Source organism: Neisseria sp. CCUG12390 (assembly GCF_047837985.1).
Classification (GTDB): domain Bacteria; phylum Pseudomonadota; class Gammaproteobacteria; order Burkholderiales; family Neisseriaceae; genus Neisseria.
Window position 1 is genome coordinate 1,804,394 of sequence record NZ_CP181244.1, and the last position, 15,915, is coordinate 1,820,308.

Below are 15,915 nucleotides of genomic sequence, written 5' to 3' on the forward strand. Positions count from 1 at the left end.
TACCGCTAATTTGATTATTTTAGTCAACAATAGAAATTTATTTGATAAATCACAAAAAAAGGCCGTCTGAAAACGGAAATCCCGTTTTCAGACAGCCTGTCGTTTATTTTTAAATCAAAACCCGAAATGCCGGTTTAATGTGTTTTTGATGTCCTGCCTGACCTGCTCTTTGTCGCGGTTGCTGTCGATGACAGCATAACGCTGCGGATTCGCGGCGGCACGGTCGAGATAAACCCTGCGCACGCGGGTGAAAAAATCCGCCTGCTCCTGCTCGAAACGATCTTTTTCGCGCGATTTTTCAATCCGCGCCATCGATACCTCCAGCGGCACATCGAGCAGAAAAGTCAAATCCGGCCGCAAACCGCCCTGCACCCAGTTTTCCAAAACCTCAATATCCCGCAGCGGCACGTTGCGTCCACCGCCCTGATAGGCGAAAGTTGCGTCGGTAAAGCGGTCGGAAACCACGTTCACACCGTTTTGCAGCGCAGGCAGAATCACGTCTTCCAAATGCTGCTGGCGCGCGGCGAACATCAATAATGTTTCGGTACGCAGGCTGACCCGGGTTTCGGGATTGAGCAAAATTTCGCGCAAAGCCTCGCCGGTCGGCGTGCCGCCCGGTTCGCGCGTAAAAACCACGGGCAGTTTCCGCGCTTCAAACCATGCCTGAATCACGGCCAAATTGGTTGATTTTCCTGCGCCGTCGATGCCGTCCAGCGTGATGAATCGGGCTTTCATGGATTATCCTTTTTGTGTCGGTTGCAACGGCAGGCCGTCTGAACATGCGGCGGCCTCAATCGTTATGAAAGGCCGTCTGAAAATTCTACATCATTTGCGATGTATTTTTCAGACGGCCTTTGTCTGTATTTTCAGAAACCTTTACTTCTTCAAAATATATTTGCGCACCGCCGCATTGTGTTCTTCCAAAGTATGGCTGAACTGGCTCAAGCCCGTGCCGTCCATTTTGGAAACGAAATACAGATACTTGGCGGTTGACGGATGCGCGGCGGCTTCCAGAGCGGCTTTGCCCGGCAGCGCAATCGGGGTCGGGGTCAGGCCGGCGCGGGTGTAGGTGTTGTAAGGCGTGTCGCGGCGCAAATCGGCTTTGCGGATTCTGCCCTGGTAAGCGGAACCCATGCCGTAAATCACGGTCGGGTCGGTTTGCAGGCGCATGCCGATTTCCAAACGGTTTTTAAACACGGAAGAAACGTGTGCGCGGTCGTCCGGATGGCCGGTCTCTTTTTCAATCAGGCTGGCCATAATCAGCAGCTCATACGGATTTTTGTAAGGCAGGCCGCTCTGGCGTTCGTCCCACGCGGCGCGCAGTTCGCGCTGCATGGTTTTGTAGGCCAGACGGTAAATCTGAATGTCGCTGCTGTCGGCATCGATTTCGTAGCTGTCGGGGAAAAACTGGCCTTCCGGATTCGGATTCAGGGCATCGGGCGCAACTTCGGCCATCAGTTTTTCATCGCTCCATCCTGCGGTATCGTGTTGGATGCCTTCGGTCTCGTTGATGATTTTGCGCATGGCGGCAAAACGCATGCCTTCGACGATTTTCACGCTCACGGAATCAGGACGGCCGCTGCGCAACTTCTGCAACACGTCCCACGCCGATGCTTTGGCCGGAATACGGTAGCTGCCCGCTTTCAGCTGGTTGTGCGAACCGGTCATATACGCGGCGAGCATCAAAACGTGTCGGTTGTACACGATGCCGTCGTCGGCCAATTTGCGGCTGACCGACGAAATGCCTTGGTTTTTCGCCACTTTCACGCGGTAGGTTTTGCCGTTGTCTTTCGGCACGAACAGCAATGCCGCCACTACGGCTGCCACCGCCATGAAAAACACCAGCAGCCATTTCAACAATTTATTCAACATGGTAGGATAATCATCAAATTTAATCGGGCGACAGTATAACCGAATGCGCTGTCTTTGCCGAAGATTTTCGCCCAACGCAACATTAATCAGTCCCAAAGGCCGTCTGAAACATGAATTCCGCATTTTCCTGGCAGCAGGGCCGCTGGTCGGGTGCCCGCCAAGCCTGTTCGCCCAACTTCGAAGCCCGCCCCGCCGGAGAAAAAATATCGCTGGTGGTGCTGCACAATATTTCCCTGCCGCCCTTCGAATACGGCAACGGCACGGTAGAAAAGCTGTTTACCAACCGAATCGAACCCGACGAACACCCCTTCTTCAGCGTCATCCACACCTTGCGCGTATCCAGCCATTTTCTCATCACGCGCGAAGGGGAGGCGGTGCAGTTCGTTTCCTGCGACGACATGGCCTACCATGCCGGTGTCTCGTCGTTTCAAGGCCGCGACAAATGCAACCGTTTTTCCGTCGGTATCGAACTGGAAGGCTGCGATTTCGAGCCGTTTGCCGAAGCACAGTACCAAACGCTGGAACGCCTGCTGGCCGCGTTGCAGGAACATTACCCCGTCGAAGCCGTGACCGGCCATCAGGACATCGCCCCCGACCGCAAAACCGACCCCGGCCACTTTTTCGACTGGCCGCGCCTGATTAAAGCGGGCTTTCCGGTCGAACGTTGACTTTTTCAGACGGCCTGCCGCAAAACTTGCCGCCCGTTTGCCGTTTCTTGCTGTCAGAACGGTTAAATTTCGTTATAATCCGAACATTATTCCGAGCCTGACACAGGCGCAGATCCGGCGAAAACTTTCTTTACCCAAGAGTGCACACCATGATTATTATCGTTTTAGGCCTGGCCATCATTCTGGCCGTCATCGCCTACAATATGTACCAAGAAAACCAATACCGCAAACAAGTCCGCGAGCAGTTCGGCCATTCCGACAAAGACGCCCTGCTGACCAGCAAAACCAGCCACGTCCGCGACGGCAAAGTATCCGGCGGCAAGGGTTTCCTGCTGAAAAAGCCGAACAAAGCCGAAGAAGCGGCATTGCGCAACCTGCAGGAGCAGGACGAAATCTATGCGGCCAAAGCCAAACTGGCCAAGCCTTCGGCCATCAAAACCGACATCGAATTGGCGATGGAAGACGATTTCACCGACGAAGCGGTTCAGCATACCGTTATCGGCCTGAACAACGAAATCAAAACCGCCCACACCGCCGCGCCGAACCGCAATTTGGTCAGCCTCGACGAACTCTCGCAAATCGAGCTGCCCTGGTTTGACCCGCGCTTCGACTATCTGGCCTACATCGCCTTGAGCGAAGCGCAGGAGCTGCACGCCCTGCCGCGTCTCTCCAACCGCCACCGCTTCCAAATCATCGGCTGCACCCGTGACGACCGCTTCCAAGTGGCCGAACCGATTCCGGGCGTTTACTACCAAGGTTTCGTGATGGGTATGCAGGCGGTCAGCCGCAACGGCTTGGCCACACCCGAAGAATTGGAACAGTTCAACCAGCAAGTCGCCGCTTTTGCCCAGCTTACCGGCGGACAAGTGCGCTATACCGATTTGCCGGCTTTTGTCGAAGTGGCTCAGGCACTCGACAGCTTCTGCGAACGCGTCGACCAAACCATCGCCATCCATTTGGTTTCCCGTTCCAGCATCAGCGGCTTGGAGCTGCGCTCGGCGGCGGAAGGCGTCGGTTTCGACTTGTCTGACGACGGCACGTTCCAATATCCCGGCGAAAACGGCAACCCGATGTTTGTTTTGGCCTCGCTCGACAATTCCCCGTTTACCGGCGCATTGCTCGACAACCAAGCCTACCGCGGCTTCAGCATGCTGTTCGACATTCCGCACGTCCCTGCGGGCGAGAAAAGCTTCGACCTGTTCATGGACTTGGCCGTGCGCCTGTCCGGCCAATTGAGCCTGGATTTGGTCAACGACAAAATGGAAGAAGTTTCTACCCCTTGGCTGAAAGACGTGCGCAATTATGTGCTGGCGCGTCAGGAAGAGATGCTCAAAGTCGGCATCAAACCGGGCAGCAAACAGTCGCTGCGCCTGTTTTCCTAAACCGTCCTCCCCTCGAAATCCCTTTGTTCCCGAACAGAGGGATTTTTGTTTGAAGGCCGTCTGAAAATAATAGAGTGAACCCAAATACAAGACGGCAGGACGAAGCCGATGCACAACGGCTTATTTTATTTTCAGACGGCCTTCAAACCGTCCAAACCGCAAACCCAAACACCGCATATTCCGCTACAATTCCGTTTTTCCGATTTCTTTTTTCAGACGGCCTTTTGCTGCTTGAGGCCGTCTGAAAACCTAAAACCATGAATCCGACCGAACAAAAAATCCGAGACCTCACCGCCCTGCTCAACCGCTACGCCTACGAATACTACACGCTCGACGCACCGAGCGTACCCGACGCGGAATACGACCGCCTGTTCCGCGAACTCGAAGCCTTGGAAACGGCACACCCCGATTTGAAACAGCCCGACAGCCCGACCCAACGCGTCGGCGGCGCGGCATTGGAAGGCTTTGAAAGCGTGCGCCATACCGTGCCGATGCTCTCGCTCAACAACGCCTTTTCGCCGCAAAACGAAGACGGCGTGTTCGACCACGCGGAAATGCTGGCCTTTGACGAACGCGTGCGCAGCGGATTGAACGGCGCACCTGCGGAATACGTTATCGAACCGAAATTCGACGGCCTGGCCATCAGCCTGCTCTACCGCGACGGCGTACTGGTGCAGGCGGCCACGCGCGGCGACGGGGCGACGGGCGAAGACGTTACGCAAAACGTCAAAACCATCGCCAATATTCCCCTGCGCCTGCACGGAGACAATGTGCCGCAACTGATTGAAGTGCGCGGCGAAGTGTTAATGCTGAAAGCCGATTTTGCCGCGCTCAACCGCCGCCAGGCCGACAGCAACCAAAAGCCTTTTGCCAATCCGCGCAATGCCGCCGCCGGCAGTCTGCGCCAACTCGATTCGAAAATCACCGCCCAACGCAAATTACACTTTTTCGCCTACGGTATTGCCCAACAAGAAGGCGGCTTTGTTTCGCAAGAGCATATTCAAGAATTGGCCTATTTGGGCGAACTCGGCTTCAGCCTGCCAAACGGCCGGTTCGGCTGTTTTCCGAATATCGCCGGAGTATTGGCTTTTTACGAACAGATGCAGCAGAAACGCCCCGACTTGCCGTATGAAATCGACGGCATGGTGGTGAAGGTCAACAGCCTGGCGCAACAGGAAACCTTGGGTTTTATTTCGCGCGCGCCGCGCTGGGCGGTTGCGCACAAATTCCCTGCCGAAGAAGCCTTGACGGTGGTGGAAGCGATTGACGTTCAGGTCGGGCGCACCGGTGCGGTAACGCCCGTGGCGCGCTTGCAGCCGGTGTTTGTCGGCGGCGTAACCGTAACCAACGCCACGCTGCACAACGAAGGCGAAACGCAGCGCAAAGACGTGCGCGTGGGCGACACCGTTATCGTGCGCCGCGCGGGGGACGTGATTCCCGAAGTCGTGCGCGTGGTATTCGACCGCCGCCCGATGCAGAAGGTTGAAATCCTTGCCGCAAGCGGAGAACAAGTTTCAGACGGCCTGCAGGAAGATTTGTTTGCCATGCCGTCTGAAAACGATCTGTTTGCCGAAAGGCCGTCTGAAAAACCGCCTGCGCATACCGCATATGAGCCGCTCTATCCGCAATACCGCCTGCCTGCGCACTGCCCGATTTGCGGCAGCGAAATCGAACGCGAAGAAGGCGAAGCCGTGGCGCGTTGCAGCGGCGGCATGTTGTGTCAGGCGCAACGGGCGCAGGGCTTGATTCACTTCGCCTCGCGCAAAGCGATGGACATCGACGGCCTGGGGCAGCGCCAAATCGAGCAGCTGGTGGCGCAGGATTTGGTACGGCACTTCGCCGACTTATACCGCTTGGACATCGCTACCCTGCAAAAAATGAAAGAAACCGCCGATCAGTCCGAAGCGCAGCCTTCCGCCGAAGACATGCCGTCTGAAAATGCCCTGCCGCTTTCAGACGGCCTCAAAAGCAGTAAAAAAGCTTCGCCGACCAAATGGGCGCAAAATATCCTCGACGGCATCGAAGCAAGCAAAACACCTGATTTGGCGCGTTTCCTGTTCGCACTCGGTATCCGCCACGTCGGTGAGCGCACGGCCAAATCGCTGGCACAGGCATTCGGCGATTTGGAAAACGTGCGCCGCGCCCCCGAGCCTGTTTTGGCCTGTCTGCCCGACATCGGCAGCGTGGTGGCGCATTCGATCGCCCACTTTTTCGCCCAGACCGAGCAGCAGGACATGATTGACGAGCTGCTCAGCGTCGGCGTGCAGCCGCAAAAGCAAACCGTTACTCTGCCGCTTGCGCAGTATGTTACGCCCGAACGCTGGATAAGCCGCCTGCCCGGTTTTAAAATCAGCGAGAAAAAAGCCGCCTCCCTGTGGGACTTGGCCGGAAAAAGCGTGGACGGCCTAATCCTCGATAAAGCCCTGCCCGCAGAGTGGCAGCAATGGCGCAGTATTCCGGCCAATTTGTCGCTTTTAACGGTCATGCAGCAATTTTTACAGCATATGCCGTCTGAAAACGATACAATGGCGGAATTCCAACCAAGCGGCCTGTCCGGCAAAACATTCGTCCTGACCGGCACGCTGCCGACGCTGAAACGCGACGAAGCGCAAGCCATGATTGAAGCCGCCGGCGGCAAAGTTTCCGGCAGCGTGTCGAAAAAAACCGATTTCGTGGTTGCGGGCGAAGCGGCCGGCAGCAAGCTGGAAAAAGCCCATGCCTTAGGCGTGGCCGTTATCGGCGAAGCCGAACTGCTGACTTGGTTAAATCCGTAAAAGAAAATGAATTTTTCGATATTTTCGGGTCAAACAGCCGAAACCCGAAATTTTAAACTGTGGAGACATGATGAAACCGATTAAAAAAGCCGTTTTCCCCGTTGCCGGCATGGGCACTCGTTTTCTGCCCGCCACCAAAGCCAGCCCGAAAGAAATGCTGCCGATTGTCGATAAACCTTTGATTCAATATGCGGTTGAAGAAGCCGTTGCCGCAGGCTGCACCGAAATGGTGTTCGTCACCGGCCGCAACAAACGCAGCATCGAAGACCATTTCGACAAGGCCTACGAGCTGGAAACCGAATTGGAACAGCGCAACAAAGAAAAGCTGCTGGCGCACGTCAAAGACATTCTGCCGCCCGAAATCACCTGTCTCTATATCCGCCAGGCCGAAGCGTTGGGCTTGGGTCATGCCGTGCTGTGCGCCCGCGCCGCCGTCGGCGACGAGCCGTTTGCCGTGATTCTGGCCGACGACCTGATTGACGCACCGCAAGGCGCATTGAAGCAGATGGTCGATATTTACAACCAAAGCGGCAACAGCGTGCTGGGCGTGGAAACCGTCGATCCGTCACAAACCGGTTCATACGGCATTGTCGAAGTGGAAAAACTGAAAACCTATCAGCGCATCATCAACATCGTGGAAAAACCGAAACCGGAAGAAGCTCCGTCCAACCTCGCCGTGGTCGGCCGCTATATCCTGACCCCGCGCATTTTCGATTTGCTGACCAACCTGCCGCGCGGCGCGGGCAACGAAATCCAGCTTACCGATGCCATCGCCCGTCTGCTGGATCACGAATTCGTATTGGCACACGCCTTCCAAGGCAAACGCTACGATTGCGGCAGCAAATTGGGCTATCTGGAAGCGACGCTGGCCTATGGTTTGAAACACCCCGAAACCGGTAAGGAATTCGCCGAACTGTTGAAACAGTACGCAAAATAACGGAATGCACCGTTTCCTCTATGCCTGACGACAGGAAACGGCGCAATCTGACGGCAAATTTCCAATGAGCCGTCACCACGGTTCTGAAATTTCCGCTTATCCGTTCCGACACGGAGAATGCAACAGCAACCATAAAAAGCCGTAAAAAAGGCCGTCTGAACATTTTTGGCAAACCTACCAAAAATGTTCAGACGGCCTTTATCCGTATTTCAGATTCTCTTACCGAATCCGAACCTGTCAGCTTTCTTTGGCTTTGACCGCCATCAGCGTATGCAGGCGGCGGTTGTCGGCGCGGGCGACGGTAAACTGCAACGGCCCGATGACTACTTTTTCGCCGCGCACCGGCAGATAGCCGAATTCCTGAATCACCAAACCGCCGATGGTATCGACTTCTTCGTTGCTGTAATCCGTGCCGAAAAAGGCGTTGATGTCTTCGATTTCGGTTACGGCGTGAATGCGCCAGCGTTCGGCGGAAACGGCGAAAATATTGTCCGCGCTTTCGTCTTCGTCGAATTCGTCTTCGATGTCGCCGACGATTTGCTCAATCAGGTCTTCAAACGTGACCAAACCCGACGTACCGCCGTATTCGTCAATCACGACCGCCATGTGGCTGCGCTGCTCGCGGAATTCTTTAAGCAATGCGTTCAAAGACTTACCCTCCGGCACAAACGCCGCCGGACGCAAAATGGACTTCAGGTTGAACTGCTCGCCGTTGAACATGAATTTCAGCAAATCTTTCGCGTGCAGGATGCCCAACACTTCGTCTTTGTCTTCGCCGATGACGGGGAAACGCGAATGCGCGGTTTCGATGATGTAGGCAACGATGCGTTCTAAGCTGTCGTTTTCCTTAATCACGTTCATCTGGCTGCGCGTAATCATCGCGTCGCGCACTTCCAAATCGGCAAAATCCAATACTTTTTCCAAACGCGACAAGGTATCCGCGTCAAACACTTCCTGCCCGTGCGCCTGACGCAGCAGGCTGACGACATCTTCGGCGGAAGCCGGTTCGCCCGCCAAACGGGAAACCAAACGTTCAAAAAAATTGGGTTTCGACTGTGTGTCGTCCATTTTAATATTCGTCCTCTCGGTAAGGGTTGGGATAGCCTGCGGCCTGCATCAGGCGGATTTCGGCGGCTTCCATGATTTCGGCTTCGTTATCTTCGATGTGGTCGTAGCCCATCAGGTGCAGCGTGCCGTGCATGGTCAGGTGGGCGAAATGCGCTTCGGGCGTTTTGCCCTGCTCCGCGGCTTCTTTCAGCACGACTTGCGGGCAGATAATCAAATCGCCGTAGAGGCCGTCTGAAAGTTGGTCGGGCAACATTTCGCCTTCATTCAAGGCAAAACTCAACACGTTGGTGGCGTAGTCTTTGCCGCGGTAATCGCGGTTGTAGGCACGCGCTTCTTCTTCGTCGAGCAGAACCAAACTGATTTCGGCACGGCGGTACCCGTCTTTCAAGGCCGCAAATGCCCAACGGTAGAAATCTTTTTCAGACGGCACGGATTCGGCGGAAGAAGCATTATCGAAGTTTAAATGAAAACGTTGACGCTGTAATGACAGAAAAGGATATTTTTTGGCGCGTTTCATGGTGTGGCGTTTCGATGGTTTTGGCCGTAAATATAACATATCCGCCGATGGCCGTCTGAAAAAAGCGTGCAAAATATGTTAGACTTCACGCTCCTGCAACAAACGGCGGAAGCTGTGATGAACCCGAAAAAATTAGTGATTGCCAGCCGTGAAAGCCTGCTGGCGATGTGGCAGGCCGAACACATTCAAGGCCGTCTGAAAACGTTATACCCCGGTTGCGAAGTGGAAATCTTGGGTATGACCACGCGCGGCGACCAGATTTTGGACAAAACCCTTTCCAAAATCGGCGGCAAAGGCCTGTTTATCAAAGAGTTGGAACAAGCCCTGCAAGACGGCCGTGCGGATTTGGCGGTGCATTCGATTAAAGACGTACCGATGGATTTGCCCGAAGGCTTTGCGCTGGCGGCCATCGGCGAGCGTGCCAATCCGTTTGACGCGTTCGTGTCCAACCGCTACGAACGTTTGGAAGACTTGCCGCAAGGCGCGGTGGTCGGCACGTCCAGCCTGCGCCGCGAAGCGCAACTGCGCGCGCGTTATCCGCACTTGGTCATCAAACCTTTGCGCGGCAACGTACAAACCCGTTTGGGCAAACTCGACAACGGCGAATACGATGCCATTATCCTCGCCGCCGCCGGTTTGCAGCGGTTGGGGCTGGACGACCGAATCCGCCTGATTATTTCAGACGGCATCAGCCTGCCTGCCGCCGGACAAGGCGCGCTGGGCATTGAAATCGCCGCGCACCGCGAAGATTTGCTCGAAATTCTGAAACCGCTGAATCACGACACCACACACGCCTGCGTTACCGCCGAACGCGCCCTTGCCCGCGCTTTGGGCGGAAGCTGCCAAGTGCCGCTGGCCGCCTACTGCACCGAAGAAAACGGCCTGCTGACCCTGCGCGGCTTGGTCGGCCACCCCGACGGTTCGCACATCATCGAAGCCTCTGCACAAGCACCGGCAGACTATGCCGATTCGCTCGGCCGTGCAGTCGCCAAGCGTTTGGCCGACGACGGCGCGATGGAACTGATTGAAGCGGTGCTGAAGGAACAGGCCTGAATTTAAAGGTTTATTTTTCTCAAACTAGAAATATTCGAGGCCGTCTGAAAATTTTCAGACGGCCTTTTCAATCCACAAACCACCATACTTGACCGACATTTCGGATTCGGTAAGCTGAAATTGCCGGATAAGCCTTCCGACCTGTATATTTCGATTACACCGTAAAGGCCGTCTGAAAAATCATTCATGTTTTTCAGACGGCCTGTTTGCTATAATCCCGCGCTGAACACTTCATACCAAAACCACTATGAACAAACAAATCCGCCAAGAAATCTTCGAGCGTTTCCGCGCCGCCAATCCGCACCCGACCACCGAGCTGAATTTCAACTCACCGTTCGAGCTGCTGATTGCCGTGCTGCTGTCGGCGCAGGCCACCGATGTGGGTGTGAACAAAGCCACGGCGAAGCTGTTTCCCGTCGCCAACACGCCGCAGGCCATGCTGGATTTGGGCTTGGAAGGCGTGATGGCATATACGCAGACCATCGGCCTCTACAAAACCAAGTCCAAACACATCATGCAGACCTGCCGCATTCTGTTGGAAAAACACGGCGGCGAAGTGCCCGAAGACCGCGCCGCATTGGAAGCCCTGCCCGGCGTGGGGCGCAAAACGGCCAATGTGGTGTTGAACACCGCGTTCGGCTGGCCGGTGATGGCGGTAGATACGCACATTTTCCGCGTTTCCAACCGCACCAAAATCGCCCCGGGCAAAGATGTGCGCGAAGTCGAAGACAAACTGATGCGCTTCGTTCCGAAAGAATTTCTGATGGACGCGCACCATTGGCTGATTCTGCACGGCCGCTACACCTGCAAGGCACTCAAGCCGCAATGCGGACAATGCATCATCAACGATTTGTGCGAATATCCGGCCAAAACCGTCGCTTATCCTTCCGAGCAACCGCTTAAACCGGAATGAGCCGTCTGCTTCCGTCAGGCCGTCTGAAAATTCGGGCAAACCCGCTACGCTCGTTTTAGCGAAACTCACTTCGTTCGTTTTGGCGAAGCTCACTCCGTTCGTTTTCAGACGGCCTTTTTCCGTTGAAAATGAAAACCTTGAAAAAATACCGATAATATGTAAAATTGCCCTATCGCTTTGGGCGGTGCTGCACGATGCGCATAAAATCCATACTTAACCGACAAACCGCAGCCCGACAGAAACACACAATAATAAGGAATGATTGTGAAAAAAAATACGACGCAATACTTGGCTTTGGCCGTCGCCTCCGCACTGGCATTGAGCGCGTGCGACAAAGCCGCCAGCTTCTTCACCGACGGCAAAAAAGAGCAGCAGGAACCGGTACAACACATCGAACCGAATAAAGAAGACGGTACCGTCGGTATGCTGTTGCCCGATTTCTCGCAGCTGGTGGAGAACGAGGGGCAAACCGTCGTCAATATCCAGGCCGCAGTCGGAAGCAGCAGGAGCCGGAATGCTGCGGAAGAAAACGGCATGGATTTGAACCAATTTCCCGACAATGATCCTTTCTATGAGTTTTTCAAACGCCTGGTTCCCAACCTGCCCGATATGCCGCAGGAGGAAGCCGACAGCAGCGAGCTGAATTTCGGTTCGGGCTTCATCATCAGTCCGGACGGCTATATTCTGACCAACACCCACGTGGTTTCGGGTATGGGCAACATTAAAGTTTTGCTCAACGACAAGCGCGAATACACGGCCAAACTGGTCGGTTCCGACCAGCAGTCGGACGTGGCGTTGCTGAAAATCGAGGCGGAAGGTCTGCCCGTCGTGAAAATCGGCGATCCGAAAACGCTCAAGCCCGGGCAATGGGTGGCGGCCATCGGCGCGCCTTTCGGCTTTGACAACAGCGTGACCGCAGGTATCGTGTCCGCCAAAGGCCGCAGCCTGCCGAACGAAAACTATACGCCGTTCATCCAGACCGACGTCGCCATCAACCCGGGTAACTCGGGCGGCCCGCTGTTCAACCTCAAAGGCCAGGTGGTCGGCATCAACTCGCAGATTTACAGCCGCAGCGGCGGCTTCATGGGCATTTCGTTCGCCATTCCGATTGACGTGGCCATGAATGTGGCCGACCAACTGAAGAACACCGGCAAAGTCCAACGCGGCCAGCTGGGCGTCGTCATCCAGGAAGTGTCTTATGATCTGGCCAAATCGTTTAATCTGGATCGCGCCAGCGGTGCGCTTATCGCCAAAGTCATGCCGAACAGCCCTGCCCAGCAGGCCGGTTTGCAGGTCGGCGACATCGTACGCAGCGTCAACGGCGAAGAAGTGCGCGCTTCCAGCGATTTGCCGGTGATGGTCGGTGCCATGCCTCCGGGTAAGGAAGTGAAGCTGGAAGTATGGCGCAGGGGAGAAAAAATTTCGGTCAACGTGACATTGGGCAGCACCGGTGCGCCGGCGCAAACTGCCGAAGCCGAGCCGGACAATCTCAATTCCCCGAGTGACATACAGGGATTTGCAGTAGAAGAAGCCGGACTGACCCTGCAAGCGCAAGTCATCAACGGCAAGCAGCGTTTGGTCGTTACCCGTGTCAGCGGTCCTGCCGAACGTGCGGGCATCCAACGCGGCGACGAAATCATTGCGGTCAGCCAAATCTCCGTCAGCGATGAATCGACCTTCCGCAGTGCATTGAGCGGCGCCGGCAAAAACGTGCCTTTGCTGGTGCAGCGTGGCGGCGATACCCTCTTCCTGGCGTTAACCCTGCAATAAAACGCATAAAGTTGTAAAGTAATGATAAAATACCCGTTATTTTTTGAAATGGCGGGTATTTTTCCGTTCAGGCCTCGTGTTTTTCAGACGGCCTTTGGGATGCAAAAAGCTGAAGCACTTTATAAAACGCCGTGTTTGCACGCACTTCAAGCCGAATCGGTGCGAATACGGAAAACAGCCCGGCGGTCATGCCCAAAACATGCCGGATGCGGCTGTTTTGAAAACCTGTGCCGTCTGAAAAAATACCGATTTTACCTTTCCAAACCTTTTATTTTATGCAATTAATCGATTACTCAAGCTCTTTTATGTCGGTGGTTCCGGCATTTCTTGCCTTGACGTTGGCAGTCGTCACGCGCCGCGTCTTACTCTCTCTGGCCATCGGCATCATCGTCGGGGTACTGATGCTGACCGGCGGCCATCCTTTGAACGCACTGACCCACTTTAAAGAAATTGCCGTTTCGTTGGTTTGGGCAGACGGCGATTGGTCGCTGGGCAAGCTCAAAATCCTGATTTTCCTGCTGCTGCTGGGCATTTTCACTTCATTACTCACCTATTCGGGCAGTAACCAAGCCTTTGCGGACTGGGCCAAACGCCACATCAAAAGCCGCCGCGGTGCCAAAATGCTGACCGCCTGCTTGGTATTCGTCACCTTTATCGACGACTATTTCCACAGCTTGGCCGTCGGTGCGATTGCCCGTCCGGTCACCGACCGCTTCAAGGTATCGCGTGCGAAACTGGCCTATATTTTGGATTCGACCGCCGCACCGATGTGTGTCCTGATGCCGGTTTCAAGCTGGGGCGCGTCGATTATCGCGACGCTGGCCGGCCTGCTCGTTACCTACAAAATCACCGGATACACACCGATGGGGACGTTTGTCGCCATGAGCGCAATGAATTACTACGCCCTCTTCGCCCTGATTATGGTATTCGTCGTCGCCTATTTTTCGTTCGACCTCGGCTCGATGGCGCGTTTCGAGCAGCGTGCTTTGAACGAAAACCATGAAGAGCAAAGCATTTCAGACGGCCCCAAAGGTCGTGTCTATGCGCTGATTATTCCTGTGCTGGTGCTGATTTTTGCCACCATTGCCGCCATGCTCTATACCGGCGCGCAGGCCTTGGAAAGTTTCAGTATTTTGGGCGCGTTTGAAAATACCGACGTGAATACCTCATTGGTATTCGGCGGCATTTTGGGCGTGTTGGCCGTATTGGCCTGCACCGTCGGCACCATTCCTGCCCACGTTTATCCGAAAGCCGTCTGGCAGGGCATGAAATCCATGTTCGGCGCCATCAGCATTCTGATTTTAGCTTGGCTCATCAGCACCGTCGTCAGCGAAATGCGCACCGGCGAATTCTTATCCACCTTGGTTGCAGACAACATCCATCCGGGCTTTTTGCCGGTCATCCTGTTTGCCTTGGGCAGCGTGATGGCGTTTGCCACCGGCACCAGTTGGGGGACGTTCGGCATCATGCTGCCGATTGCCGCAGCCATGGCGGTTAAAGTTGACCCGAGCCTGATTATTCCCTGCTTGTCGGCAGTCATGGCCGGCGCGGTGTGCGGCGACCATTGCTCGCCCATTTCCGACACCACCATTCTGTCGTCCACCGGGGCACAATGTAACCACATCGACCACGTGACTTCGCAACTGCCTTACGCGCTAACCGTGGCGGCAGCCTCAGCCGCCGGCTATCTGGTTTTGGGTTTCACCCATTCTGCTCTGCTCGGCTTCGGTGTAACCGCCGTGGTATTGGCCGCATTGATTTTGGTGTTGCGCAACAAGAAAACGGCTGTTGCCGCTTAATGTTTCAGACGGCCTCGAGGCCGTCTGAAACTTTTCGGATATAAAGGAAACAACATGACCCGTCCCGTCATTCCCCGCGGCCCCGTGATGGCCGATGTCAACGCGTTTGCATTGACCGACGAAGAAAAACAGCGTCTGCTCGACCCGGCCGTCGGCGGCGTGATTCTGTTCCGCCGCAATTTTGAAAATGTGCCGCAACTCAAAACCTTAATCCGCGACATCAAAGCCCTGCGCTCGCCCGAGCTGATTGTCTCCGTCGACCACGAAGGCGGCCGCGTGCAGCGTTTTATCGACGGTTTCACGCGCCTGCCCGCCATGAGCGTATTGGGCGAAGTCTGGGACAACGAAGGCGCAGCCGCAGCCAAAGAAAAAGCCGAACAGGTGGGCTGGGTATTGGCGGCCGAATTGAGCGCGTGCGGCGTGGATTTGTCGTTTACGCCGGTACTGGATTTGAACTGGGGGCAATGCGCCGTCATCGGCAACCGCAGCTTTCACCGCGATGCCGGTATCGTCACCGAATTGGCCTTGGCCTTGCAAAAAGGCCTGAACAAAGGCGGCATGAAATCCTGCGGCAAGCATTTTCCCGGCCACGGCTTCGTCGAAGGCGACAGCCACCTGACCCGCCCGCAAGACGACCGCTGCCTGGCAGATTTGCAGGCAGCCGATCTGATTCCGTTTGAAAAACTGAGCGCGGCGGGCATGGCCGCCGTTATGCCCGCCCACGTGGTCTATCCGCAAATCGACCCGAATCCGGCCGGTTTTTCGGAAAAATGGCTGAAACAGATTCTGCGCCGGGACATCGGTTTTGACGGCGTGATTTTTTCAGACGACCTCACGATGGAGGGTGCGGGCAGCGCAGGCGGCATCAAAGAACGCGTCAACAGCGCATTTGCCGCAGGCTGCGACATTGCGCTGGTGTGCAACCGCCCCGATTTGGTGGACGAATTGCGCAATGGTTTTGAAATGCCAAACAACCCGCACTTGGCCGCACGTTGGGCATACATGGCCAACACCTTGAGCGTGGAAGAAGCCGAAGCAATGACACAGAGTGATGAATTTAAAGCCGCTCAAACGCTAACCGCCCAACTGTCCACGCCGAAAGACCTTGCCGGCGGGGTAAAAGTCGGGGAAGCGTTTTAAGCTTTCGGATATAAACCGAGGC

The 15,915-nt window shown here is 55.3% G+C and carries 13 protein-coding genes; 9 read left to right on the forward strand and 4 right to left on the reverse strand.

The annotated features are described in order from the left end of the window. Window positions 1-114: 114 nt before the first annotated feature. The gene (gene tmk, locus ACM67E_RS08460) at window positions 115-735 is read right to left on the reverse strand and encodes a dTMP kinase (protein WP_416191018.1); all 621 of its coding nucleotides are present in this window, start codon (window positions 733-735) and stop codon (window positions 115-117) included. A gap of 141 nt (window positions 736-876) precedes the next feature. Then, window positions 877-1,872: an endolytic transglycosylase MltG gene (gene mltG, locus ACM67E_RS08465; RefSeq protein ID WP_416191019.1), complete on the reverse strand. Its 996-nt coding sequence runs from the start codon at window positions 1,870-1,872 to the stop codon at window positions 877-879. Between the two features lie 110 nt (window positions 1,873-1,982). On the opposite strand from mltG, the gene ampD reads away from it, so the two are divergent. From ampD to galU, 4 genes are all read left to right on the forward strand, one after another. Continuing rightward, window positions 1,983-2,540 carry a 1,6-anhydro-N-acetylmuramyl-L-alanine amidase AmpD gene (gene ampD / locus ACM67E_RS08470; protein WP_416191020.1) on the forward strand — a complete coding sequence of 186 codons (558 nt, stop codon included), beginning with the start codon at window positions 1,983-1,985 and terminating at the stop codon, window positions 2,538-2,540. Between the two features lie 149 nt (window positions 2,541-2,689). Continuing rightward, window positions 2,690-3,922 (forward strand): cell division protein ZipA C-terminal FtsZ-binding domain-containing protein, encoded by a 1,233-nt coding sequence (locus ACM67E_RS08475; RefSeq protein WP_416191021.1) that lies wholly within the window; start codon window positions 2,690-2,692, stop codon window positions 3,920-3,922. A 257-nt stretch (window positions 3,923-4,179) separates the two neighbouring features. Continuing rightward, entirely contained in the window at window positions 4,180-6,696 is a 2,517-nt protein-coding gene (ligA, locus tag ACM67E_RS08480) for an NAD-dependent DNA ligase LigA (protein ID WP_416191022.1), read from the forward strand. Window positions 6,697-6,766: 70 nt separating this feature from the next. Continuing rightward, the gene (gene galU / locus ACM67E_RS08485) at window positions 6,767-7,633 is read left to right on the forward strand and encodes a UTP--glucose-1-phosphate uridylyltransferase GalU (protein ID WP_416192759.1); all 867 of its coding nucleotides are present in this window, start codon (window positions 6,767-6,769) and stop codon (window positions 7,631-7,633) included. Window positions 7,634-7,870: 237 nt separating this feature from the next. On the opposite strand, the gene ACM67E_RS08490 is transcribed toward galU, so the two are convergent. After that, window positions 7,871-8,701, reverse strand: coding sequence for an HlyC/CorC family transporter (locus tag ACM67E_RS08490; protein ID WP_416191023.1), 831 nt, complete (start codon window positions 8,699-8,701; stop codon window positions 7,871-7,873). 1 nt (window position 8,702) lies between these two features. Further along, on the reverse strand, window positions 8,703-9,218 hold the full coding sequence (gene ybeY / locus ACM67E_RS08495) for an rRNA maturation RNase YbeY (protein WP_416191024.1): 516 nt from the start codon (window positions 9,216-9,218) through the stop codon (window positions 8,703-8,705). Between the two features lie 117 nt (window positions 9,219-9,335). Between ybeY and hemC the strand changes: the two genes are divergently transcribed. The 5 genes from hemC (at window position 9,336) to nagZ (ending at window position 15,893) form a co-directional block, all read left to right on the forward strand. Next, a complete protein-coding gene (gene hemC / locus ACM67E_RS08500; RefSeq protein WP_416192760.1) occupies window positions 9,336-10,271 on the forward strand; it encodes a hydroxymethylbilane synthase in 936 nt (311 codons plus the stop codon). Window positions 10,272-10,518: 247 nt separating this feature from the next. Further along, on the forward strand, window positions 10,519-11,184 hold the full coding sequence (gene nth / locus ACM67E_RS08505) for an endonuclease III (RefSeq protein ID WP_416191025.1): 666 nt from the start codon (window positions 10,519-10,521) through the stop codon (window positions 11,182-11,184). Window positions 11,185-11,442: 258 nt separating this feature from the next. Then, window positions 11,443-12,954, forward strand: a complete 1,512-nt coding sequence (locus ACM67E_RS08510; RefSeq protein WP_416191026.1) for a DegQ family serine endoprotease — start codon at window positions 11,443-11,445, stop codon at window positions 12,952-12,954. A 275-nt stretch (window positions 12,955-13,229) separates the two neighbouring features. Then, the gene (locus tag ACM67E_RS08515; RefSeq protein WP_416191027.1) at window positions 13,230-14,753 is read left to right on the forward strand and encodes a Na+/H+ antiporter NhaC family protein; all 1,524 of its coding nucleotides are present in this window, start codon (window positions 13,230-13,232) and stop codon (window positions 14,751-14,753) included. Window positions 14,754-14,807: 54 nt separating this feature from the next. Further along, window positions 14,808-15,893 (forward strand): beta-N-acetylhexosaminidase, encoded by a 1,086-nt coding sequence (gene nagZ, locus ACM67E_RS08520; RefSeq protein ID WP_416191028.1) that lies wholly within the window; start codon window positions 14,808-14,810, stop codon window positions 15,891-15,893. The last annotated feature ends 22 nt before the right edge of the window (window positions 15,894-15,915 follow it).

Excerpts from the sequence above, each read along its gene's own strand:
- tmk (WP_416191018.1), bottom strand. The coding sequence starts at position 735 with ATGAAAGCCCGATTCATCACGCTGGACGGCATCGACGGCGCAGGAAAA.
- mltG (WP_416191019.1), bottom strand. The coding sequence starts at position 1,872 with ATGTTGAATAAATTGTTGAAATGGCTGCTGGTGTTTTTCATGGCGGTG.
- ampD (WP_416191020.1), top strand. The coding sequence starts at position 1,983 with ATGAATTCCGCATTTTCCTGGCAGCAGGGCCGCTGGTCGGGTGCCCGC.
- ACM67E_RS08475 (WP_416191021.1), top strand. The coding sequence starts at position 2,690 with ATGATTATTATCGTTTTAGGCCTGGCCATCATTCTGGCCGTCATCGCC.
- ligA (WP_416191022.1), top strand. The coding sequence starts at position 4,180 with ATGAATCCGACCGAACAAAAAATCCGAGACCTCACCGCCCTGCTCAAC.
- galU (WP_416192759.1), top strand. The coding sequence starts at position 6,767 with ATGAAACCGATTAAAAAAGCCGTTTTCCCCGTTGCCGGCATGGGCACT.
- ACM67E_RS08490 (WP_416191023.1), bottom strand. The coding sequence starts at position 8,701 with ATGGACGACACACAGTCGAAACCCAATTTTTTTGAACGTTTGGTTTCC.
- ybeY (WP_416191024.1), bottom strand. The coding sequence starts at position 9,218 with ATGAAACGCGCCAAAAAATATCCTTTTCTGTCATTACAGCGTCAACGT.
- hemC (WP_416192760.1), top strand. The coding sequence starts at position 9,336 with ATGAACCCGAAAAAATTAGTGATTGCCAGCCGTGAAAGCCTGCTGGCG.
- nth (WP_416191025.1), top strand. The coding sequence starts at position 10,519 with ATGAACAAACAAATCCGCCAAGAAATCTTCGAGCGTTTCCGCGCCGCC.
- ACM67E_RS08510 (WP_416191026.1), top strand. The coding sequence starts at position 11,443 with ATGATTGTGAAAAAAAATACGACGCAATACTTGGCTTTGGCCGTCGCC.
- ACM67E_RS08515 (WP_416191027.1), top strand. The coding sequence starts at position 13,230 with ATGCAATTAATCGATTACTCAAGCTCTTTTATGTCGGTGGTTCCGGCA.
- nagZ (WP_416191028.1), top strand. The coding sequence starts at position 14,808 with ATGACCCGTCCCGTCATTCCCCGCGGCCCCGTGATGGCCGATGTCAAC.